19 protein-coding genes are annotated in these 21,320 nt (G+C 50.2%); 18 read left to right on the forward strand and 1 reads right to left on the reverse strand.

Annotated features, from left to right (window positions below; all coding sequences use genetic code 11):
- Positions 1–26: 26 nt before the first annotated feature.
- Positions 27–2,288 (forward strand): phosphoenolpyruvate--protein phosphotransferase, encoded by a 2,262-nt coding sequence (gene ptsP, locus QT230_RS01275; protein WP_308320105.1) that lies wholly within the window; start codon positions 27–29, stop codon positions 2,286–2,288.
- Between the two features lie 7 nt (positions 2,289–2,295).
- Here ptsP and QT230_RS01280 read toward each other — a convergent pair whose 3' ends face one another.
- Complete coding sequence (locus QT230_RS01280; protein ID WP_308319677.1) at positions 2,296–3,147, reverse strand: NRDE family protein; 852 nt, start codon at positions 3,145–3,147, stop codon at positions 2,296–2,298.
- Positions 3,148–3,404: 257 nt separating this feature from the next.
- On the opposite strand from QT230_RS01280, the gene QT230_RS01285 reads away from it, so the two are divergent.
- The 17 genes from QT230_RS01285 (at position 3,405) to QT230_RS01365 (ending at position 21,310) form a co-directional block, all read left to right on the forward strand.
- Complete coding sequence (locus QT230_RS01285; protein WP_308319678.1) at positions 3,405–4,586, forward strand: response regulator; 1,182 nt, start codon at positions 3,405–3,407, stop codon at positions 4,584–4,586.
- Positions 4,583–5,380, forward strand: a complete 798-nt coding sequence (locus QT230_RS01290) for a sulfite exporter TauE/SafE family protein (protein ID WP_308319679.1) — start codon at positions 4,583–4,585, stop codon at positions 5,378–5,380. The genes QT230_RS01285 and QT230_RS01290 overlap by 4 nt, the downstream gene beginning before the upstream one ends.
- 83 nt (positions 5,381–5,463) lie before the next feature.
- Positions 5,464–6,261 carry a prolipoprotein diacylglyceryl transferase gene (gene lgt / locus QT230_RS01295; protein ID WP_308319680.1) on the forward strand — a complete coding sequence of 266 codons (798 nt, stop codon included), beginning with the start codon at positions 5,464–5,466 and terminating at the stop codon, positions 6,259–6,261.
- A 155-nt stretch (positions 6,262–6,416) separates the two neighbouring features.
- Entirely contained in the window at positions 6,417–7,190 is a 774-nt protein-coding gene (locus QT230_RS01300) for a thymidylate synthase (protein WP_374694435.1), read from the forward strand.
- Positions 7,187–7,744 (forward strand): dihydrofolate reductase, encoded by a 558-nt coding sequence (locus tag QT230_RS01305; protein ID WP_308319682.1) that lies wholly within the window; start codon positions 7,187–7,189, stop codon positions 7,742–7,744. Before QT230_RS01300 ends, QT230_RS01305 begins: the two co-directional genes overlap by 4 nt.
- Before the next feature lie 19 nt (positions 7,745–7,763).
- Positions 7,764–8,654, forward strand: coding sequence for a ProQ/FINO family protein (locus QT230_RS01310; RefSeq protein ID WP_308319683.1), 891 nt, complete (start codon positions 7,764–7,766; stop codon positions 8,652–8,654).
- 264 nt (positions 8,655–8,918) lie between these two features.
- Positions 8,919–9,995, forward strand: coding sequence for a porin (locus QT230_RS01315; protein ID WP_308319684.1), 1,077 nt, complete (start codon positions 8,919–8,921; stop codon positions 9,993–9,995).
- Positions 9,996–10,224: 229 nt separating this feature from the next.
- Positions 10,225–11,256: a porin gene (locus tag QT230_RS01320; RefSeq protein WP_308319685.1), complete on the forward strand. Its 1,032-nt coding sequence runs from the start codon at positions 10,225–10,227 to the stop codon at positions 11,254–11,256.
- A 596-nt stretch (positions 11,257–11,852) separates the two neighbouring features.
- Positions 11,853–12,647, forward strand: coding sequence for a lipopolysaccharide biosynthesis protein (locus QT230_RS01325; protein WP_308319686.1), 795 nt, complete (start codon positions 11,853–11,855; stop codon positions 12,645–12,647).
- A gap of 145 nt (positions 12,648–12,792) precedes the next feature.
- Complete coding sequence (locus tag QT230_RS01330; protein WP_308319687.1) at positions 12,793–14,031, forward strand: hypothetical protein; 1,239 nt, start codon at positions 12,793–12,795, stop codon at positions 14,029–14,031.
- On the forward strand, positions 14,025–14,486 hold the full coding sequence (locus QT230_RS01335) for an oligosaccharide biosynthesis protein Alg14 (RefSeq protein ID WP_308319688.1): 462 nt from the start codon (positions 14,025–14,027) through the stop codon (positions 14,484–14,486). The genes QT230_RS01330 and QT230_RS01335 overlap by 7 nt, the downstream gene beginning before the upstream one ends.
- Positions 14,483–14,989: a glycosyltransferase gene (locus QT230_RS01340; RefSeq protein ID WP_308319689.1), complete on the forward strand. Its 507-nt coding sequence runs from the start codon at positions 14,483–14,485 to the stop codon at positions 14,987–14,989. Before QT230_RS01335 ends, QT230_RS01340 begins: the two co-directional genes overlap by 4 nt.
- Positions 14,986–16,068, forward strand: a complete 1,083-nt coding sequence (locus QT230_RS01345; RefSeq protein WP_308319690.1) for a glycosyltransferase family 4 protein — start codon at positions 14,986–14,988, stop codon at positions 16,066–16,068. The genes QT230_RS01340 and QT230_RS01345 overlap by 4 nt, the downstream gene beginning before the upstream one ends.
- Positions 16,069–16,112: 44 nt before the next feature.
- The gene (locus QT230_RS01350) at positions 16,113–17,498 is read left to right on the forward strand and encodes an undecaprenyl-phosphate glucose phosphotransferase (RefSeq protein WP_308319691.1); all 1,386 of its coding nucleotides are present in this window, start codon (positions 16,113–16,115) and stop codon (positions 17,496–17,498) included.
- A 120-nt stretch (positions 17,499–17,618) separates the two neighbouring features.
- A complete protein-coding gene (locus QT230_RS01355) occupies positions 17,619–18,896 on the forward strand; it encodes an O-antigen ligase family protein (RefSeq protein WP_308319692.1) in 1,278 nt (425 codons plus the stop codon).
- 264 nt (positions 18,897–19,160) lie between these two features.
- Positions 19,161–19,568: a DVU3141 family protein gene (locus tag QT230_RS01360; RefSeq protein WP_308319693.1), complete on the forward strand. Its 408-nt coding sequence runs from the start codon at positions 19,161–19,163 to the stop codon at positions 19,566–19,568.
- Positions 19,568–21,310, forward strand: coding sequence for a polysaccharide biosynthesis/export family protein (locus QT230_RS01365; RefSeq protein ID WP_308319694.1), 1,743 nt, complete (start codon positions 19,568–19,570; stop codon positions 21,308–21,310). Before QT230_RS01360 ends, QT230_RS01365 begins: the two co-directional genes overlap by 1 nt.
- Positions 21,311–21,320: the final 10 nt, after the last annotated feature.

The raw sequence follows: 21,320 nt of genomic DNA on the forward strand, positions 1-21,320 counted from the left end.
AAATAATAGTGAAAAGTAAAACGTCCATGCTTGAGGTGCTGCGCCGAGTTATTCAGGAAGTGAATGGCGCGCGCAACCTCGACGCCGCGCTGTCTACGATGGTACGCCGAATTCGTAAAGCGATGCAGACCGATGTCTGCTCCTTCTACCTCTACGATAAAGAGCTTGAGTCGCTGGTATTAATGGAGACCATTGGTCTGCGCACCCAAGCAGTAGGGCGCGTCGTGCTACCATTAGGTGAAGGCCTGGTGGGATTGGTGGCCAAGCGTAGCGAACCGCTTAACCTCGAAGACGCTCAAATGCACCCGCAATTCCGCTATTTTGAAGCCACCGGTGAAGAGCGTTACTCAAGCTTCTTAGGTGTGCCGATCATTCATCAGCGCCACATGCTGGGCGTGCTGGTTGTGCAACAGGCCGAAAAGCGCCGCTATGACGATGAAGACGAAGCCTTTCTGGTTACTATGGCCGCTCAGTTGGCGGGTGTATTGGCTCACGCACTGGCTACCGGCAACCTGTTGCGCCCGGCGCTTGCTGGTGGCCAGGCGATGTTTAAAGGCGTCGCTGCTTCGCCAGGCATGGCCATGGGCGAAGCGGTGGTGATTTCCCCGCCTGCCGATTTAAATAGTGTGCCCGACCTGATTCCCCGTGATCAAGATTATGAAGTAGCGCGTCTAAAAGAAGCCATCGGCAAAACCCGCAGCGAAATTCGAGCCGCAGCCGAGCGCTTGGCAAGCCGTATTTCTGCTCAAGAGCTGGCGCTGTTTGATGTTTATCAACAGATGCTTGGCGAAGCGGCGCTGGCCGATGAAGTCGAAAAACGTATTCGTGAAGGGCAGTGGGCGCCCGGCGCACTGGCTGACGTAGTGCGCCGCCATGTGCAGTATTTAGAGCGGGTAGACGATAACTACCTGCGCGAGCGCGCAGCGGATATTCGCGATTTAGGGCGTCGAGTACTGGCGCACTTGCAGGAAGACACACCCTCTACGCCGGAAACTTACCCTGATAATGCCATTCTGGTCGGTGATGAAATCAGCGTGGCGATGCTGGGCGAAGTGCCCCGCGACAAACTTAAAGGGTTGGTTTCTGTGCGCGGTTCAAGCACCTCCCACGTGGCGATTGTGGCCCGCGCCATGGGGATTCCGACGGTGTTGGGCATGGTCGATTTGCCTCTACCGCGCCTAGGTGGCGCACCGGTGGTGCTGGATGGCCACCGTGGCCGTCTATTTGTGCGTCCTGCCCCTGAACTAACTGCGCGCTACGAAAGCCTGATTGCTGAAGAAGTGGCGCTTAGCGAGCTACTTGAGCACGAGCAGGATCGCCCCAGCGCAACCCCCGACGGCCATATCATGCCGCTGATGGTGAATACCGGGTTGGCCGTCGATGCCACCGCGCTACTGAAAAGCCGCATTGCCGGCGTTGGGCTGTACCGCACCGAAGTGCCGTTTATGATTACCGAGCGCTTCCCGGGTGAAAAAGAGCAAACCAAACTCTACCGCGATCAGCTCGAAGGCTTTGCGCCACTGCCAGTGGTGATGCGTACTCTGGATATTGGTGGTGATAAAGATCTGCCCTATTTCCCGATTGACGAAGCTAACCCGTTTCTTGGCTGGCGCGGTATGCGCGTCACGCTGGATCACCCCGAAGTGCTGATGGTGCAACTGCGCGCCATGCTCAAAGCCTCGTTCGATCTAGACAATCTCTATGTGCTGTTCCCCATGATCACCAATGTGGAAGAGGTGGATGAGGCGCTGCGCTTGCTAGATCGCGCGATTCTGGAGCTGGGGGAGGAAGGGATTATAGTTGCTCGACCCCAGGTCGGCGTGATGATTGAGGTGCCGGCCACCATTTACCAAATGGATGCGCTGGCTAAGCGAGTCGACTTCTTCTCCGTGGGCAGCAACGATCTTACCCAGTACTTACTGGCCGTGGACCGTAATAACCCGAGGGTGTCGAGCCTTTACGATGCGCTGCACCCGGCTGTACTTGGCGCGCTGCAAGAGCTTGCCAGCGATGCGACGCGGCTCAATAAGCCCATTTCGCTATGCGGTGAGCTAGCCGGTGACCCTGCCGGCGCGCTGCTCTTGATGGCGATGGGCTTTACCAGCTTATCAATGAATGCTCCCAGCCTGCCTAAAGTGCGCGCCGCCATACGTCGGGTGCCGTTTACCGATGCACAGCAACTGCTTAAAGAAGTGATGACGCTAGATACACCTGCCCAGGTGCATGCCCATTTGGATAACCGCTTGGATGAGTGGCAGTTGTCGCATCTAATGCCTCCTCGGGATTAGCTCGGGATTAATCAGTGAGTTCGCTGGGTAGCGCCAGGGTGGTTTCGCCCTCAAAGCGCCCCATCGGGCCAAAGCGCTGCTCGGTAATCTCAATGTTTCCTTGTGCATCTAACGTCAGCCATGAAGTGGCACGCGTACCATAGCGCTCGCCAACGATAAACGCCGCTGAGAGCTGGCGCTCCAACTCAAGCCCCACGCCTGTGTCTGGCAACGCTTCAACAGCCGCTTCTTGGGAATTTTGCATCGCCCGCTGAACAGCCGAAGGCCATGCTAATAAAGGGCTTTTTTGTGATGTGCGCTCTTGTGAAAAACGCTCTTGTAGCATACGTTCTTTTAACAAACGTTCTTGTAATAAGCTCTGCTCAAGCGCACTGCGCACCTGTACAAGCTTCGGCCAGGGTGAATTAAGGTCGGCGTTGGATAACCCATGTACACCGGGGGCAACCTCGTTAAGAGTCAGGCGGTCAAGACCACGGTGCAGGTGCCAAAGCCGTTGCGGCGTGGCGACCAGCAGATTAAAGCCCGCATACCGCCATGCTTCGCCTCGGCCAAGCGTCATCAGCCACGCTTCAATATCGTCACACTGCAGGGCATCAGCGACCAGCTCGCCGCGACTGGGGGCGCCGGGTGGTACCTGTAGTTGAGGGTCGCGCACATTGGTCAATGCGGCCACCACGCCGCCGCGCTTGGCAGCTAGCCATGAGCCGCCAGCCTCTAAATCTCGCCCACCTACCAAACCAGGGGAGTCCTGCCAGTGAGCTAGTGGTGCGGTAGGGCGTGCATGGAATTCATCGCGGTTGCCCATCAGTTGTAAAGGCACCGGTGTGCCGGGCTGCCAAGCAAACGTTATTAGACACATACCATCATCACAGACAGATCCTCATAGACATACCATCATCACAGACATAGCAAACTCGCATACAAAAAGGGTGAAAAGCGTTCAACGGAAGAGCAGCATGACAGTCACGAAGCGTAGACGTACACTTGCTCCCGTATCATGTTTGTAGCATAAATTACGGCCTTAGTTGGGTGTGAGTGTCGTCCGCGGCAGGTGCCCTAGGAGTTAATCAGCGGTCACGTTATCACAGGCCTTTTGGTCAATAGGAAGGCGAGATCATGCAGCGCTATCAACGGGAGCACTTTTGGAACGCTATTGTGTGGCCTCTATTGTGGCCTCTGCTGCTGTTGCAGGCAGCATTAATAGTACTCTGCATAGCGGTAGGGGCATTAGTGTGGTGGATGTCGCCAAGCTATACCTCCTGGAGCACCCTGCTTTGGTTGATGATGGCTCTGCTAATCGGCAGCAGTTTAAATGTTGGCGCCTTTTTGATGCTAGTGAAAGCACGCGCCCGACGAAAAGACTCACTTTTTATGCAAGAACTCACCGAACTTGAACAGCATAGCCAAACGCTCTGTGCCACGGTTGCACGTTCGTTACCAGCGCATAACGACTCCCCGCCGGATGCTGTCGACGAATCTCTCCTGCCTCTTAAGCGATTAGCCCGCGTCAATGAAGTGCTAGCAGGACTCGATCGCTTTATAAGCTCTTCGCAAGACGTCACTGCGGCTACCAAAAACGCCCATCAAGAGCATGAGCAAACGCTATTAGACGACCTTCAGCATCATCAGCGGCAGCTCAAGCACGTAATCGCCGGGCGTGAAAGGGCGCGTGAAGAGTCACGTTTGAAAACCAGCTATTTAACGCTGCTTCAGAGTGAAACCGATAGCTTGCTAGAGCATTTAAACTCAATGGTCGAAAACGAAATTACCGATATCGACCGGCAAAACGTTACGGAAGTACATGAGCGCCTGACGGATATTCGCGCGTTGTTAGCCAATATTGTTCAGCAGAGCAGTGCCGAACAGCTAAAGAGCGACAGGGGCTCGGCACCACAACGCCACTTACATGTGTTAGTGGTCGACGATGGCCCCGTCAATTTGATGCTGGCGCGGCAAATGCTTGAAGCCCAAGGACTGAAGGTAGAAGGCGTTAGTAGCGGCGAACAAGCGCTTGAGCGACAACGCAGCGTCGTTTTTGATCTGGTGTTTATGGATATCTACATGCCCACCCTGGATGGGCTGGAAACCACTCGGCAGTGGCGCAAGTACGAGCGCGCCCAAGGAAGTAGTCAAAGCGTGCTGGTCGCGCTGACAGCCAACGCTGATAATGCCAGACGCGAAGCCTGCTTAGCCGCAGGTATGGACGATCTGCTTGCCAAACCATATCAACCAAGAGATCTGGTGAATATGATCGCATGCTGGTTTCCTGACACCATTAAAGCAACTCCCACTGTATGACGGCAGTGACGGCACTATCGATTTATTTAACCTTAGGGGCAGTCGCAGGCACCATGGCCGGTGTATTTGGCGTCGGTGGTGGGCTTATCATCGTTCCCGTGCTGGTGTTTGCGTTCGGCCTGCAGAACGTCGCCTCTGAAATCATCATGCACTTAGCAATCGGTACCTCTCTCGCAACCATACTTGTCACGGGATCCTCTTCAGCTCTGGGCCATTTCCGTAGAGGCAGCATACATCGACCCTGGTTTAAAGCATTGCTGCCAGGCTTAGTATTAGGGGCTGTCGCTGGGGTATTTGTCGCTGATAATCTCTCTGGTACGTCGCTGGGAACTATGTTTGGCATCTTTGTTCTACTCATTGCCGCAAAAATGGTGTTTGGCTTAACGCCAAAGCCTGGCAGTGTGGCCCCCGGTAAATGGGTAATGGCGTTAGCCGGGGTTATGATTGGCGGCATCTCCGCGCTTTTCGGGATTGGCGGTGGCGCCATGACTGTGCCGCTCCTGTCACGCTGTGGAGCCAGTATGACTCAGGCGGTTGGCACGGCTGCAGCGGTCGGCTTGCCTATCGCGCTGGTAGGGGCGCTGGTGTTTATCGTTGTTGGGTGGGGAAATCCGCTACTGCCTGCCTGGGCGACCGGCTTTGTGATGTGGCCGGCGTTTTTCAGTATCGTTGTTACCAGCGTTCCTTTTGCCCGCTTAGGCGTTAAACTTGCCCACGTTTTGCCTGCTCAAGCGCTACGGCTCTCTTTTGCGCTGCTGCTAGCAGTGATAGGAGTACGCTTCCTGCTCTCCTAGCGCTTGACTGTTTTGCTAGCAGAGAGGGCGTTTTCAGCGCTTCGAAAATGAATAATTCCTTTTGGTCAGAGTAGAGAGTGTAAATGATTAATTACCCGACGATTGACCCAGTGGCTATCTCCCTAGGGCCACTGCAGGTCCATTGGTATGGCTTGATGTACGTAGTGGGTTTTGTTGCCGCTTGGTGGCTCGGCTGTCGGCGCGCCTCACGCATTGGCCTCAATAATGACGATATTGGCGATTTACTCTTCTACTGCGCCATAGGCGTCGTGGCCGGCGGGCGCTTAGGCTATGCGCTGTTTTACGGGCTTGGGCAGTGGTCAGCCGACCCGCTCTGGATCTTCCGCGTATGGGATGGCGGTATGAGCTTTCACGGCGGACTTCTCGGTGTATTGCTCGCGGCCTGGATATTTGCCCGCCGCAAACAGTTGGCATTCCTAACGCTCACTGACTTTATCGCGCCAGTCGTGCCCATTGGCTTGGGCGCCGGGCGTATCGGTAACTTTATTAACCACGAGCTACCAGGAAATATTACGTCACTGCCCTGGGGCATGCCCTTTCCTGGGATGGGGCCGGAACCCCGCCATCCATCAGCGCTTTATGAGGCTCTGTTAGAAGGTGCCGTGCTATTCGTAATACTCTGGTGGGCCTCCGCCAAGCCGACGTCGCGTGGGTTTATATCCGGGCTATTTTTAGTTTGCTACGGCGTTTTCCGCTTTATGGTCGAATTCGTGCGCATGCCCGACGCCCATATCGGCTACATCGCCTTTGGCTGGGTGACGATGGGTATGCTGCTTACGCTGCCGATGATCGCGCTGGGGCTCATTATTATCGCCTGGTCGCGCTCCCAACCGGTGGATGTGAAAATCCAAAGCGCCTAAGGAAGAAGTGCTCAGCTTGATGGCCAATGAGAGGGGGGATCTTCGCATTGCCCCTTATGGCCTCACCACCTAGAATAAACCGCTACATAGCCTGTTAATTTGGAAACTCTGTGACTGCACCAACGCCCGCGCTTGAGCAACCCTATTTAGATTTAATGCAAACCGTTCTGGAGCATGGCATTGATCGCCATGATCGCACGGGCGTGGGTACGCGCTCCGTGTTTGGTCATCAAATGCGCTTTGACTTATCGCGTGGTTTTCCGCTGCTTACCACCAAAAAGCTGCATCTTCGCTCGATCATTCACGAACTCTTATGGTTCTTGGCGGGCGACACCAATATTGCCTACCTAAAAGAGAACGGGGTGCGGATTTGGGATGATTGGGCGGATGAAAACGGTGACCTGGGCCCCGTTTACGGCTACCAGTGGCGAAGCTGGCCCGACCCAAAAGGCGGCAGCGTTGACCAGATAGCCAAAGTGCTTGAGCAAATTCGCACCTCACCCCAATCACGTCGCTTGATCGTTTCAGCCTGGAACCCAGCCCAGGTAGACGAAATGCAGCTACCGCCATGCCACTGCCTGTTTCAGTTCTACGTCGCTAATGGAAAGCTGTCGTGCCAGCTCTATCAGCGCAGCGCCGATATTTTTCTCGGTGTACCGTTTAATATCGCAAGCTACGCACTGCTGTTGACCATGGTCGCGCAAGTCACTGGTCTCCAGCCGGGTGAATTTATCCATACCCTGGGCGATGCGCACCTCTACAGTAACCATTTAGAGCAGGCGCAGGAGCAATTAACGCGCATCCCCAAGGCAGCGCCAAAGCTGGTGCTTAATCCAGAAATTGACGATCTGTTTGCGTTCCGCTTTGAAGATATCCACATTGACGCTTACGAGGCGCACCCGCACATCAAAGCCGAGGTGGCGGTATGAACCAGCAAAGCGAGACCCTCAAGCACAACGACGCTTTCGACTCCCTTGTGCCGGTGGCAATGATCGTCGCCATGGCTAAAAATCGCGTCATCGGCGTAGAGGGCAAACTGCCCTGGTACCTGCCGGAAGACTTAAAGTTTTTTAAGCGTATCACCCAAGCCAAACCGCTGGTGATGGGGCGTAAAACCTATGCGTCCATCGGCAAGCCGCTGCCTAATCGGCTTAATGTAGTGATCACTCGGAACGCCGAGTTTGCCCACGAAGGCATACGCGTGTGCCATGATTTGCCCGCAGCGCTTGCGCTTGCCGACCAGCATGCCACTATTGAAGCAGCAGAGGAGATCATGGTGATGGGGGGCGGGGAGATTTACCGTCAGGCCCTACCTTTTGCTCAGCGGCTTTATATTACGGAAGTGGACATAGACGTAGAAGGCGACGCAACGTTCCCTGACTTCGACCCCCAAGAGTGGCAAGAAGTACAGCGCGTAGCGGGGCAGCCAGCAGCAGGGCAGCCTAATTACGATTTTGTAGTCTACGAGCGCATCGCCGACTGAAAAGTCTAAGGAGAAGGCTATGGCCGCCAGCTTAATGAATATGTTGGATGATTTAGAAGCGCGTCTTGAACGCACCCAAGCTGAGTTGCAGGCCCTGCGTGTAGAAAATCAGCAGCTAAAACGGCAGTTGGCGGACCAAAATGTCAACGAGCAACGTGCTCCTAATCACCTAGAAGCGCCGGACACTGATTTTTCGACGGAAGCAGTGCGGGAAGCACAAGAAGTAAAACTGCTTGAAGAAACCGAGCAGGTCGAAGAAAACGAGCAGATTGAAGAAACAGAGCAGATTGAAGAAACAGAGCAGGCCGAAGAAACCGAACAAGCTGAACCAACCGGGCTGGCTGAAGAAAAACAGCAGGAAGAAGTGCGTTCGCCGACACAATCTCTTGAAGAAGCCGCTCCAGCACCTTCGCCGCATGCACTGCTCAATCAATGGTATGAGCGCTACCCACAAGCGTTCTTTAAAGGCCATACCAAGCCGCTCAAAATAGGTATCCATCAAGATTTAGCAGAGCGCGAAGAGTGGCCCAATAAGCTCATTCGTCGTGCCTTGGCCAACTACGTAAACCTGCCGCGCTATATAAAAGCAGTGAGAACAGGTGCCGAACGGGTAGATTTAGACGGTCAGCCTGCTGGCAAAGTAGATAAAGAAGCCGCGCTTCATGCGTCAGAAAAACGCGGTGATCAGAAAGAGCGAAGTGATAAAAAAGAGTATAAAAAAGAGCACAAAAAAGAGCACAAAAAAGAAGGCGTACAGCCCAAAAAAGCCCCATCCAAACCAAAGTCTTCAGCTGACAAGCCCCGTCAAGAGCAAGTAAAGCAGCCCGAAGCAGAAAAAAGTGAACCGCGTAAGCCGCTTAGCATGGAAGACAAATTGCTGGGGCTGCAGCAGAAATTTAAAGGGCGCTGAGACCGGGTCTGGCGGCGAGGGTTCCATAAAAAAATGCAAATAGTAAAGAAACACTGTTTTTTTCTATTGCGTTCCCTGGAATCACGGTATAGAGTTTGTTCTGCGAGCATTGGACTATAACAAGGCTTAGTTGAGGACATGCCGCATACCACCGGGAAAAACCGGCGGATGGGAAAAGAGCATGGCCCGCATAAGCCACCTGCCGACTTACACGAAGTCGAGCAGCAACGATCGAAACAGTATACGAGTTAAGGAACTTACATCATGAAAAAAACACTTTTAGCGACTGCTATCATCGGCGCCCTGGGTGCCTCTGCTGCAGCACAAGCAGCAACTGTATATGACCAGGACGGCACTAAGCTTGACGTCTATGGCCGTATCGCAATGGGTGTTGCTGGTGGTGGCCCTGAGTACAACAGTGATAACCAAGAAATCGATAACAGCGCTGAGTTTGTAGATGTTTACTCACGCCTTGGTCTACGTATGAGCCAAGAAATCACTCGCGACCTAACAGCGTTTGGTCGTCTTGAGTGGCGCTTCAGTGGTGATGAGCGTACTGGCCCAAGCGGTAACGGTAACTCTGGCTTTAACGAAGTTCGTCAAAGCTACATTGGTCTGCAAAGCGACCAGTACGGTACTATCCAAGGCGGTAACTTCGATAGCTTCTACAACCAGTTCGTTTCTCTGCCGTTCGATGTTTATATCGACCGTGGTCTAGAATTCGCTGGTCACCCGAAGCAGTCGCGTGGCGACTCTATCGGTTACTATACGCCTGACCTTCAAGGCTTCACTGCCTTCCTGCAGCTGAAACACTACAGCGAGCGTGGACTGGTAGAAGGCGTTGAAACTACATCAGAAGGCAACGTCATCGCTGCTCAGGGTGGCGCACGCTACCAGCAAGGCCCGTTCACTGTAGGTCTGGGTTTTGTTGACGACGTAGTGCGCGGTGGCGGTAATGGCGAAGTAATGGGCGGCTTGATCGGCTCTTACGACATTACTGATCAGTTCTCTGCTCGTCTTGGTTATGAAGGCCGTAAGAATAGTGACGAAGGCTATGGCAATGGCTACGACAAGGTCGGCCTAGGTGGTACGTTCACCACGGGTCCTTGGGCGTTCACTGGTGACATCTACGACATCGAAGAAGATGGCGATGGTGACAACCGCACCGCTTGGGCATTGGGCACTTACTACAAAGTTTCCAGCAACTTTGACGTGTTCGCCGAGTTCCACCAGGCTGACCAGCAAAGCATCAGTGTTAACCTTGACGGCCTAAACTCTGAAGTCAACACTGCTGACGGTGACGACGTTTACTGGCTGACAGGTGCTCGTTACCACTTCTAAGCCTGGTTTAATTACCACGCTTGAAGGGTTAACAGCCTAGCAAGACCAAATAGAACCGGCCTCTCAGAGGCCGGTTTTTTTTGGAGGTTTAATTGTTGCTTTCATCCAGTTAATATCAATAAGAACGATTTTCCTTTAATGATAACTTGATATTGTATAACATTGGTTCGCTGCAGAGCTGAGTAGCTTGAGTAGCCAATAAGATTAGCGTATCAAGGGATTATTTCTAATGCTGAAGAAACAGTTAGCGGTAGCGGTAGCAAGCCTATTAAGTATTTCCTCGGTTCAAGCCGCAACGCTATATGACCAAGAGGGCACTAAGCTTGATGTTTATGGCCGTATCTCAATGGGTATCGCGGGTGGTGGCCCTGAATTTGACAGTGCCGGCAACAAGGTGAATGATGGCGCGGAATTCGTTGATGTTTACTCCCGTTTAGGGTTTCGAATGAGCCAGGCCATCACGTCCGATCTAAACGCCTTTGGGCGCTTAGAGTGGCGCTTCACCGGCGATGAGCGCAATACCGATCAAGGCTTCAATGAGATCCGTCAGAGTTATATCGGTTTAGAAAGTAAGCAGTACGGCACTGTTCAGGCTGGTAGCTTCGATAGCTTCTACGCTCAGTTTGTATCGGTACCCTTTGATGTCTATCTGGACCGAGGGTTGTTGTTTAACTCATCCGGCCTACAGTCACGAGGTGACTCAATTGGCTACTATACGCCAGAGTTAAACGGGTTCACGACTTTCCTGCAGTTCAAGCACTACAGCGAGCGAGGTTTAGGCCTTGATGAGCAGAGTGATCAGGGTGATGTGATCGCAACCCAAGGCGGTATTCGCTACCAGCAAGGCCCTTTAAAGGTGGGGTTCGGCGCAGTGGAAAACGTTGTGCGTGGCGGCGGTAATGGCGAAATGCTCTATGGATTGATAGGTGCATATCAAATCACGGATCAATTTACCGCTCGACTCGGTGGCGAAACCCAAGACAACAGTGACACATATGGTGGCGGTTTCAATACAGTGGGTCTGGGTGGCACATACACCACGGGGCCATGGGCGTTCACTGCCGACTACTACAATGTAGACCGCGATGAAGATGAAGAGAGCAATGCTTGGGCAGCCGGGGCCTACTACAAAATCTCAAGCGCATTCGACGTATTTGTGGAGCTAGCCGACGGCGACGCGCCAACCGTGAATCGAGATGTGACCCTGGGAGACCTGTCTGATAATGTCTATTGGCTAACAGGCGCAAGGTATTTATTCTAAACGTTCTATTTAATAAAATGCATTCGCATTTTAGCTGTTGAAAAAAGCTGTTTTCAGCTCATTAATTCAGTTTATCAATTCGGTTTATCAAATAGAGTTAATAAACGCCTTCACAATTCATGTGAAGGCGTTTTTTTGGATAGCCTCCATGCCCAATGACCTTTAAAGTTTAATCGCAAGATGAGGGGTATCTAAATAATGAAAAGCTCGTCAAACTGTGAATGTGCTGAGTTACATAAAGGTAACCAAAAAGGTATGATGGCGACAATTTTTGTCCGCACCTACTATGATGAGAGATAGTGTATGCTAGCGCCTAAGAGTTGAGGCGACATACCGGGCTATGATCGAAGCTAGGTAGAAGTGTTGGCGATGATTCCTGGCCTTCACTGCAGGAGAGGGCGTTGAGATACCCCAAACATCTGCCGAGATAGCAGTGAATGCTTGCCGCGTAACAGCAGGTGTATAGCCAAATTGATGAAGATGAAAATTAATCTCACACGGGAAAGCAATAGTTAATAATTTTCTTTTGGTTTAAAACAATTTAATGCAGTGTGAATTTTGATATTTTACTGGCATGTAGTATAGGGAGCGTAATTATGAAGGATGTAAACAACGACCAAGGTGAAGCCAGTTTGAGCAGCACAGAAAACATTAGCTTAGTAGAATTTGTTGTTTTGCTTTTAAAGCAATGGAAAGTGATGCTTTTAACAATTGTGCTTGTACTGGGAGCGACTGCTGCCATCCTTTTTTTAAAAGCAGATAAATATGATTATACAACTATGTATAGCATTGCTTCCTTTGAAACTTCGGAAGGCCTTAAGAGAGGGGTAGAGACACCCCAGGAAGTGATTGCGAAAATAGAAAACATATTTCTTGAACAAGAGCGCAGAGCTATTTTGGCTGAAAGTGAATCAGCTAGTTTGCCATTTGAAATGGATATAAGTAACCCTGAGAATACAATTTTACTACGCATTACAAGCGTAGCAGATAATTCGTATCAGCCTTTGATTGAAAAATTTCATGAAGGTTTAATTGAGACACTTAAGGAAGATCAGGCTAATTTAGTAGAATCATTACGCAATAGCTTGCAGCAGCAATATGAAGCTTATTCTGAAGCGCTGGCGGTAGCTCAAGAGTCGAACAGTGAGGGAGCGAGCGAATTAGTCGCCTCCTATTTTGAGAAAGTGTTTTTATTAGGGCGTCGGCTTGAATCAGTGAATGAAGGTGAATCCTCACAAACAGCTGTTAGAAGCTTAGAGCCAGTAGGCATTAATAATAGCTTTATTTTGGCAATTGGTTTAGTGCTGTCATTTGTATTGGCGCCTGTGGTTGCTATGTTTAGCATATTTGCTAAGAAAGTGGTTGGTACTTATCGTAAGAGTAATCAATAAAGATATGATTATTAAGTTTAGCGTGTTTATTTTTATACAAGTAGCGATATGGTTTTAATGTGCTTTTTTGCTTGTGTTTAAGTAAATGACTTATGTAGGCTGCTTTGATTCAAAGTGATTAGAAATATTATAAATGGTGCCAAGAATGGATGTGAGCCTAAAAAAGTGCCTAAATATTGGAGTGTTAGGCTTTCTGATTTTTTGGCCTGTTATAGATACGCTCAATGGATATCTATATTATAACCACGCATTTCTGCCTAGTGTGTCGGCACCCTACAAAGCAGTAGGTTTTATTGTTATCGCAACACTGCTCATGATTTATGATGTGGTTTCTTTTGTGAAGCTATTTTTGTTTATTGTTTTATCAATGCTTTGTTTTGTCTACCAATACATGGTTTATGGTGAAGTGATTGAAAGCATAACCTGGGCGGTTCGCGGATTGCTGACATTAGCTTTGATATTTTACTTAATAAGTGAAAGTAAGCGCAATTGCTTCTGGAGCAAAAAAAGATTAGCTAATTTAATGCTGTTTTATTTTTTGATGATGGCTTTTAACGTGAGTTTGGGCGTTGTGGGGGTTGGAGAGTCACAGTACGCCGGTGGTATAGGAGGAAAAGGGTTTATCATTGCGGGTAATGAGATGAGTTACCTTATGCTGGTATCAGCAAGTATTGTGTTAGTGCATCTAGCTGGGCGTTTTGGTTTTTTAGGTTTGTCACTCGTTTTTATGGGCCTTCTAGTATTCTTTTTAATGAAAGCAACTAAGGTTGCAATATTAGGTATCTGCTTATCTTATGTGTTTGTTTTAATTCATCAAGGCTATTTTAAAGTAAAATATATTCCTGCACTCTACACACTTATGCTAGTGGGGGGAGCGCTGGCTGTACTATTAGGTTATCAATTTGCACAAGCAACAGGCCTGCTTGATCGAATGGTCTATCTATATGGTTTGCATGGCGGTTTTTGGGGTGCAGTGTTAAGCGGTCGAATGACATTCTTACAAGATGCCTTCGATGTACTGCTAGTCAATTTTAATTTCCTGGATACATTTTTTGGGGTGGGTGTCGACCACATGTCGGGTGTGAGTGATGTGCTGGTTGAAATTGATCTCATTGATGTGTTTATTGCGTTTGGAATTGCGGGGCCCATTATGTTTTATTTTCCATGGTTATTAGGCATTACGTGGTCACTTGCTTTGCTGAAAACAAATCCTATGAGTGGATTATGTTTTATGCTTTTAATATTTATGTTTTTAGGAGTGAGTGTGACATCAGGGCACGTGGTTAATTCAGGGATAGCTTCAAGTGCAACTGCTTTTTTTATTAGTTACCTTTATATTTTGAAAGAAGAGCAGAAGCACGTTAAAGGAGATCAGGCATGGTGATTTTGATGGTGGCTTCATTTGGCGGCCATTTTATTCAGCTCAAGCGGTTGTACCACCAAGTAGAGCGACAAGCGCCAGAAGGTCAAGTAATGTTTAAATTCATTACGACTGAGGATGATGTTGTGGTCGATAATGAGCAAGCATTATGCTTCACTAATGTGCATAGGGGGAGTGGTTGGAAAGCGATAATAGCTTCTCTAAAGCAGGCGTTTGGCAAGCTTAAGACCATTAACCCGGACGTAGTGATATCGACTGGGGCATTGCCTGGCCTGATGGTATGTTTCATGGCCAAGCTGATGCGCAAAAAAGTAATCTGGGTGGATAGCATGGCTAACTATCAACAGCTTTCATTTTCAGGCCGCTTGGCGAAGTTTTTTTGTGATGTTTGCTTAACACAATGGGAACACTTAGCGGAAAATGATAAGCGTGTAACTTATTGGGGAAAAGTCCTATGATTTTTATCACTGTAGGTACCCAGTTACCCTTTGATCGTCTGTTAGAATACTTTTCTGATTGGCAAAAAAACGCTGGATACACTGGCAAAGTTGTAGCGCAAGTGGGGATAGGGAGTCGATTTACCAGCAACCAGGTGGAGATGGTGGAAACCTTAACCAGCGAGCAATATTATCAGTGGTTTTCCCAGGCGGAAGGGGTCGTTTCCCACGCTGGAATGGGGAGTATTTTATCCTGTCTTGATTATGGCAAAAGAGGTGTGTTTTTGCCCCGTCAGTATACGCTTAACGAGCACCGTAACGATCACCAGTTAGATACTGCCACTGCTTTTAAAGAAAAGTATCCGACGCTTACGTTTTGCGCCGATAAACAAGCTTTTTTCATCGCTATGGATGCCTTGATTGACGCCGAGAATAATACAGTTTCACCAATATCGCCCCAGTTGAATGATGAGCTAGGTAGAAATATAGCGGACTATCTTGGCTTTAAAGGAAAGTTGAAGTGACACAATTATTGCTTTGGACAAACATGTACCCAACGCGCAAAGCGCCTTATTACGGTACCTTTGTGCGCTCTAATGAAAAAGCCTGGAGAAAGGCGCTAGGCGAAGACAGCGTTAAACTTGTCGCTATTCGTGATAAGCCTATGAGCGCTTTTCAAAAAGTAATTTTTTATGCAGAGCTTCTAATAAAATGTTTATGGTCTCTCTATCAAAAACCTAAAGGTTCGGTTCTAGAGGTACATTATCCCGTTTATTTTCTACCCGTTTTATACGTGGCTAAAATGCTTGGGCGTAAGCACTATTTGGTGCTGCGTTTTCACGGCCTTGATCTAAAGCAGGTAATAGATTCAAAGTTTTTTATGTTTTTGTTTCGACGCGTACAAGATCAGGTCGATTTGTACGTCGTACCTTCAGATTTTTATCGAAAAAAAGTCAGTCAAGAATTGAACGTACCCATTGAGAAGGTTATCAAAGTATTTCCTGACTGTGTCGGTGAGAGCTTTTCATCCACCCCGTTTGATGAATCAAACAGTAATGATGATAGCTTCGTCATAGGTTTTGTATCTCGGCTAGAGCGTAAAAAAAATTGCCATGAATTGATAGAAGCTTTTGCCAAACTTCAGATACCCAATGCACGGCTTGTCATTGTGGGGGATGGCACGCAGCGTAAAAATTTAGAAGCACTCGCCGAGCAGCTTGGTGTTTCTTCTTCGATAACATTCTTTGGAGCAGTGCCACGCGAACGCTTGCCTAGCATCATGTCGTGCTTTTCAGTTTTTATTTTTCCTTCTACTACCGAGAGTTTTGGCTTGGTAGCGCTTGAAGCCTTGGCCTGTGGTGCCCCTGTCATTGCCAATGCGCATCTTGAGGCAGCCTCGGAGTATTTGGAAGTTGGCTACAACGGCTACTTTTACAGCGGAGGTGTTGATGGTCTTTGCCATGCGATAGAAGAATTCTATGCTCTGCCAGAGGATGTCAAGGCCGAGCTAGCGGCTAATGCCCTCAAAGTGGTGCAGCGGTTTGATTATCACCATGTATTTACCCAGGGCGTGGAAAGAATCTTGAGCAGTAGGCAACGTTAACAAGGAATGTTTATGAGTATGGATATAACTAGAGGTGAGCAGTAATGGGCAAGCCAAAAACAATGACGTTTTCGGAGCGTTATCCACCTCAGGTAGTGTTCCCCTTTTTTGATGTATTAGCCATTTTCTTGGGTGGATGGATAGCCTATGCGATCCGTTTCGATGTGGTTGAGCTTCATGAGCGCTACGTATTAGCTATCACGTGCATTGCCCTATTAGTGTTGGTAATTAATAGCATGACCGGTAGCTACCGGCGTTGGCGGATAATGCCGGTTTTTCAAATGCTGGGTAAATTGATGTTGGTGTGGGCAGCTGTAGGAATCACGGCCGCTTCATTGATCTTTTTTGCTCATGCAGCACAACGCTACTCCCGTCTTTGGATTGGGATGACGCTCGTGATTTCTTTTTTAATGGCCGGGGGAGCAAGGCTATTGGTCCAATTAGGACTTCAGCATATAAGAACCCGGGGAGGTGCAAGGCGCCCCGTTTTTTTAGTTGGTCCTAGCCAAAATGTATTAAATGTCGCCAAAGGAATAAGACGTTCAGCTTGGGAAGGCCATACGATTGCAGGCGTGGAGCGCCTGAAGGCAAAGCCAGATGATGAAGCGATTGCGCGCATTGTGCGGCGTATTATTCAGTCGCAAGCACGTGAAATCTGGATATGCGTGCCTTTAGAGATGGGTGAAACCGTTCGCTTACTGTTCTATGCATTACGTAACCACACCGCTGAAGTCCGATTCATTCCTGATTTCCAGGACATGCATCTGCTTAATCACCGCATGAGCGAAGTGGCGGATCATTACTCAATCGATCTTAGTGTTTCACCGATGAGTGGTATGGCACGTTTTTTAAAGCGCTCTGAAGATATTGTCATTGGGGCGCTTATCTTGCTGTTGATTACACCCGTATGTGCTGCGATAGCGATAGCCATTAAGATGAGCTCACCAGGCCCGATACTGTTTAAACAGTACCGAGAAGGTTCGAATGGGCGCTGCTTCAAGGTATATAAGTTTCGCTCTATGTACGTACACAAAGAGGATGACGGCCAGGTGACGCAGGCTAAGAAAAACGACTGTCGGATTACCCCAATAGGTGCTTTTTTGAGGCGTACTTCTTTAGATGAACTGCCTCAGTTCTTCAATGTGCTTCAGGGCCGTATGTCTATTGTGGGGCCGCGTCCTCATGCCCTAGCTCACAATGAGCAATTTAAGAGCCTTGTCGAATCCTACATGAGGCGACATAAAGTGAAACCTGGGATTACCGGCTGGGCACAAGTGAACGGTTTAAGAGGTGAAACCGACACGCTGCACAAAATGCAGCGCCGGGTAGAGCATGATTTATGGTATATCGATAATTGGTCGCTTTGGCTCGATCTGAAAATTATCTTTTTAACCATTTTTAAAGGGTTTATGAATAAAAATGCCTACTAATAAGCCCGTGTCGGCGGGCAAGCCGATGGCTAGCTCAGGCAGGGCCGTGTGGTAATATGTTGAGCGTCGTCACCGCCGTGATGTGTTCCGTGCTTGAAGATCAACAGGATCTATTTATCGATGTTCCCTTCGTATTCGCCTACTAATGAAATATCCTCTTCCCGATTAAGCTGGCTAACTAACATAGCTGTTTTCCTGCTCGGAGCTATTGCACTGGTAGTGCCAAGTGGCTACTCAATAGGGGCAGTGATTTTGCTTACGGCGGGCTTAGGCCTGTTGGTAAGCGCACGTGTCCCAGCGCTACTAAAACAAGATGCCTTGGTAATAAGTGTCCTAATCGCTTATGCCACCGTTGCTATTGCAGAAGTGTGGTGGGATGGCCAAGGCAGTCGCGGCCTCGATAGACCTATCCGCTTTATATTAGCGATACCCGCGTTATTGTGGATTTTGTGGTTGCCCCCGCGGCTTGCATTCGTATGGAGCGGCTTCGCCACTGGCGCGATAGCGGCTGGCAGTTGGGCTTTCTGGCAAAAGTTTGTTGAAGGTGCTTGGCGAGCAGGGGGGTTCACCCATGTTATTCAATTTGGCAATCTCAGCATGTTGCTAGGAATCCTTTGCTTGGCAGGACTTGGCTGGGCCATGGTGCAGCGGCATCGCAGCGTTTGGTTGAGCTTTCTACTATTTGGCGCGTTGGCAGGTATTCTAGGCTCATTATTGTCCGGCAGTCGTGGTGGCTGGGTTGGCTTTCCTGTTGTTTTATGGGTGCTGTATCGCAGCTATGGAAGAAACATTGCAGCGTGGATAAAGATACTGGTCGCTTTCGTGATCGTAATAGGTATTTTTACCGTTTATGCATTGCCTCAGGTGGGGGTTCAATATCGAGTACACCAGGCTATCAATGAAGTAAGCGGCTATCTATCGGATCAAGACAGCAGCACCTCTGTGGGTGCAAGATTTGAAATGTGGCGCGGTGCGGCGAATCTGATACAAGAAAAACCGCTGTTTGGCTGGGGTGAAAACGGCTATCAGAAGAGGATGGCTGAACTAGCGCAGGAAAATGTAATTAATAGCAATGTATTAGAATATAGACATGCCCATAATGAATTTATTGACACCTTTGCCAAGCGGGGTGTTGTCGGGTTGGTGGCACTATTGTTGCTATATCTGGTACCGATGCGGCTATTTGGTGAGTATCTGGGACATGCAAATTTAGAGGTGCGATCGATAGCCCTAGCAGGCGTGCTGCTACCCATAGCCTATATCGATTTTGGCTTAACGCAGGCCTTTTTGGCGCACAATAGTGGGGTGATGATGTACGCCTTTTTGCTCGCAGTTGTATGGGGGATCCATTCTGTGCACCGCAGACAAGAGGAACAGCTAGGGCATAATCGCCCTTAAGCTCGTGATTACCGACAACCGACCGTTGAAAAATGGTCGGTTTTTTGGTTTGAGGGTCTCATTAATGTTTTTGTTAAATTGAATGGATGGGTTGTACAGTGGTTGTCGATGTAGAGGCGGGGCTGGTATTCCCTTACAATGTCGGCCTAGTGAAAATGTACGAGTATCGCACACCACCACTTTTATCCGCGCAGAAGAGTAGGGCAAGGGAAGACGCCCGTTACAATCCCTGGGCGGTAGCGTGCCTTTAATTTGGAATCAATTATGCCATTATCCCAACGTTCATTGGTTTCGCCAGCTCGCATGCTGCTGGCGGCGCTTAGTCTAGCCGTGGTGAGCGGCTGTGCCACTTACCCCTCCGGCACAGGTCAGCAAGAAGCCCAGTATGTGCTCAATAATGACCCCGCCACGCTGTTGCAAGATGAGAGCCTCAACGACTTCCTGTCTAAATCACCCCCTGGCGCAATCATCAACGTTACTCGTAGCCCATGGGGCGACAACGTTGAAGTCGTTGCCGATGCCGCCTACCTAGCCGCCAGCGGGCGTGAATGCCGCAAACTGCGGGTAGTCGAAGCCGGTACCAATGCGGCGGGTTCCGCTTTGGTGTGCAAAACGCCAAACGGCTGGGTTAATCAACGCGTTGTGGCGCAAACATCACAGGGGCGCAATTAATGAATGCCATCGCCAAGTTTACCCCCGCCTCAATCAAGCACACGCTGGTTGTTGCCTCTATCGCGCTGGTGGGTACCTTCACGACAACCACTACCTGGGCGCAGGCATTGAGTCTCTCAGACAGCATACTGCCCCAGCAGAGCGGTCAACAGAGTGGCCAGGGCGCCGGTGCCCAAGAGCAGGTTGAAGACACCCCACGTGCCGACTGGCGCAGCGGCACTTACGGCCCGGTCTCACTGCCTCAGCAAAACCCGGATGAGTTGCCACCGTTCGGCGCCAACCTGTTTACCGGCGGCTTTCGGGGCGCCATGGGCGATGGCCTAAATCCTGATTACCGCATTAAACCCGGCGACCAAGTCACTGTACGTGCCTGGGGCGCCTTTGAGTTTGACCGCGTGCTACCGGTGGATGCCCAAGGCAATATCTTCATTCCCGGCTCCGGCCCGTTGAATGTAGAAGGGCAGAGTAGCCAGCAGGTGGATAACAGCGTGCGTAGCGCAATTACCTCCGTCTACCCGGATAACGTCGAGGTCTACACCAACCTTCAAGGCGTTCAACCTGTTGCTGTGTATGTCACTGGCTATGTCGAAAATCCCGGCCGCTATGCCGGCACGCCCAACGATTCGCTGCTCTACTTTCTAGATCAGGCCGGCGGTATCGATCAAGACCTAGGCAGCTACCGCCAGGTGCGCGTGGTGCGTAACGACACCACCGTCGCCACAGTCGATCTTTACGACTTCCTGCTCAACGGCAGCATTGCCCGCCCGCAGTTCCAGGATGGCGACACCATCGTGGTTGAAGAGCGCGGCCCAGCGATTGCCGTTGGCGGCGATGTGCACCGTGAACACCGCTACGAGCTAATTGGCAACCAGCTAAGCGGCGCCGAGTTGGTGAACTTAGCGCGCTTGAAAAGCGGCGTTTCTCACGTACTGCTTCGCGGTGACCGTGACGATGGCCCCATAGCGCAATACTTCCCCATTGATTTGTTTGCCGGCCAAATAATTCGCAGCGGCGACGAAGTACTGTTCAGCGCTGATCAGCGCAGCGAAACGATTGTCGTAGAGGTTGAAGGCAGTTACTACGGCCCCTCGCGGTACGCGCTCCCCAGGGACGCCCGTTTGAGCGAGCTATTAGACGCTATTGCCGTACCGGAAAACATGACCGCAGTCGAAAGTATTTCCATAAGGCGTGAAAGTGTAAAAGAGCAGCAAGCGCAGTCCCTCGAAGACAGCTTGCGCCGCCTTGAAACCACCTATTTGGGTGCGCCTTCCAATACCAATGAAGAAGCCTCGATCCGAATTCAAGAAGCCGAGCTGATTCAAGACTTCATCGCCCGTGCCAGCGAGCTAGAACCGAGCGGTCGTTTAGTGGTTGCCCACGATGGTCGCATTTCCGATATCCGCCTGCAGGATGGCGATGTGGTCACCATTCCCGAAATTAGCGACTCCATGCTAATCAGCGGTGAAGTGCTGGTGCCCCAGGCGGCGGTTTACCGCCCCGGCATGAGCGTGATCGATTACATCGAAGGCGCCGGTGGCTTCACCGAGCGTGCGGATGACGACCATATTCTAATCGTTCGCCAAAACGGTGCAGTTGAAAATGCCTACAATGTGAACCTGCGCCCAGGCGACGAGATACTGGTCATGCCCGCAGCACCCACGCACAACCTACAGCTAGCCTCTACGATTACGCAGATCCTCTACCAAGTAGCGGTAGCAACGAAGGTAGCGATTGATCTGTAATAGCTAGTAA

Source organism: Halomonas sp. SpR8 (assembly GCF_031010195.1).
In the GTDB taxonomy this organism is placed as follows: domain Bacteria; phylum Pseudomonadota; class Gammaproteobacteria; order Pseudomonadales; family Halomonadaceae; genus Vreelandella.

Bases quoted from the DNA above. Each gene is read 5' to 3' on its own strand.
- ptsP (WP_308320105.1), top strand. From the start codon at position 27: ATGCTTGAGGTGCTGCGCCGAGTTATTCAGGAAGTGAATGGCGCGCGC.
- QT230_RS01280 (WP_308319677.1), bottom strand. From the start codon at position 3,147: ATGTGTCTAATAACGTTTGCTTGGCAGCCCGGCACACCGGTGCCTTTA.
- QT230_RS01285 (WP_308319678.1), top strand. From the start codon at position 3,405: ATGCAGCGCTATCAACGGGAGCACTTTTGGAACGCTATTGTGTGGCCT.
- QT230_RS01290 (WP_308319679.1), top strand. From the start codon at position 4,583: ATGACGGCAGTGACGGCACTATCGATTTATTTAACCTTAGGGGCAGTC.
- lgt (WP_308319680.1), top strand. From the start codon at position 5,464: ATGATTAATTACCCGACGATTGACCCAGTGGCTATCTCCCTAGGGCCA.
- QT230_RS01300 (WP_374694435.1), top strand. From the start codon at position 6,417: ATGCAAACCGTTCTGGAGCATGGCATTGATCGCCATGATCGCACGGGC.
- QT230_RS01305 (WP_308319682.1), top strand. From the start codon at position 7,187: ATGAACCAGCAAAGCGAGACCCTCAAGCACAACGACGCTTTCGACTCC.
- QT230_RS01310 (WP_308319683.1), top strand. From the start codon at position 7,764: ATGGCCGCCAGCTTAATGAATATGTTGGATGATTTAGAAGCGCGTCTT.
- QT230_RS01315 (WP_308319684.1), top strand. From the start codon at position 8,919: ATGAAAAAAACACTTTTAGCGACTGCTATCATCGGCGCCCTGGGTGCC.
- QT230_RS01320 (WP_308319685.1), top strand. From the start codon at position 10,225: ATGCTGAAGAAACAGTTAGCGGTAGCGGTAGCAAGCCTATTAAGTATT.
- QT230_RS01325 (WP_308319686.1), top strand. From the start codon at position 11,853: ATGAAGGATGTAAACAACGACCAAGGTGAAGCCAGTTTGAGCAGCACA.
- QT230_RS01330 (WP_308319687.1), top strand. From the start codon at position 12,793: ATGGATGTGAGCCTAAAAAAGTGCCTAAATATTGGAGTGTTAGGCTTT.
- QT230_RS01335 (WP_308319688.1), top strand. From the start codon at position 14,025: ATGGTGATTTTGATGGTGGCTTCATTTGGCGGCCATTTTATTCAGCTC.
- QT230_RS01340 (WP_308319689.1), top strand. From the start codon at position 14,483: ATGATTTTTATCACTGTAGGTACCCAGTTACCCTTTGATCGTCTGTTA.
- QT230_RS01350 (WP_308319691.1), top strand. From the start codon at position 16,113: ATGGGCAAGCCAAAAACAATGACGTTTTCGGAGCGTTATCCACCTCAG.
- QT230_RS01355 (WP_308319692.1), top strand. From the start codon at position 17,619: ATGTTCCCTTCGTATTCGCCTACTAATGAAATATCCTCTTCCCGATTA.
- QT230_RS01360 (WP_308319693.1), top strand. From the start codon at position 19,161: ATGCCATTATCCCAACGTTCATTGGTTTCGCCAGCTCGCATGCTGCTG.
- QT230_RS01365 (WP_308319694.1), top strand. From the start codon at position 19,568: ATGAATGCCATCGCCAAGTTTACCCCCGCCTCAATCAAGCACACGCTG.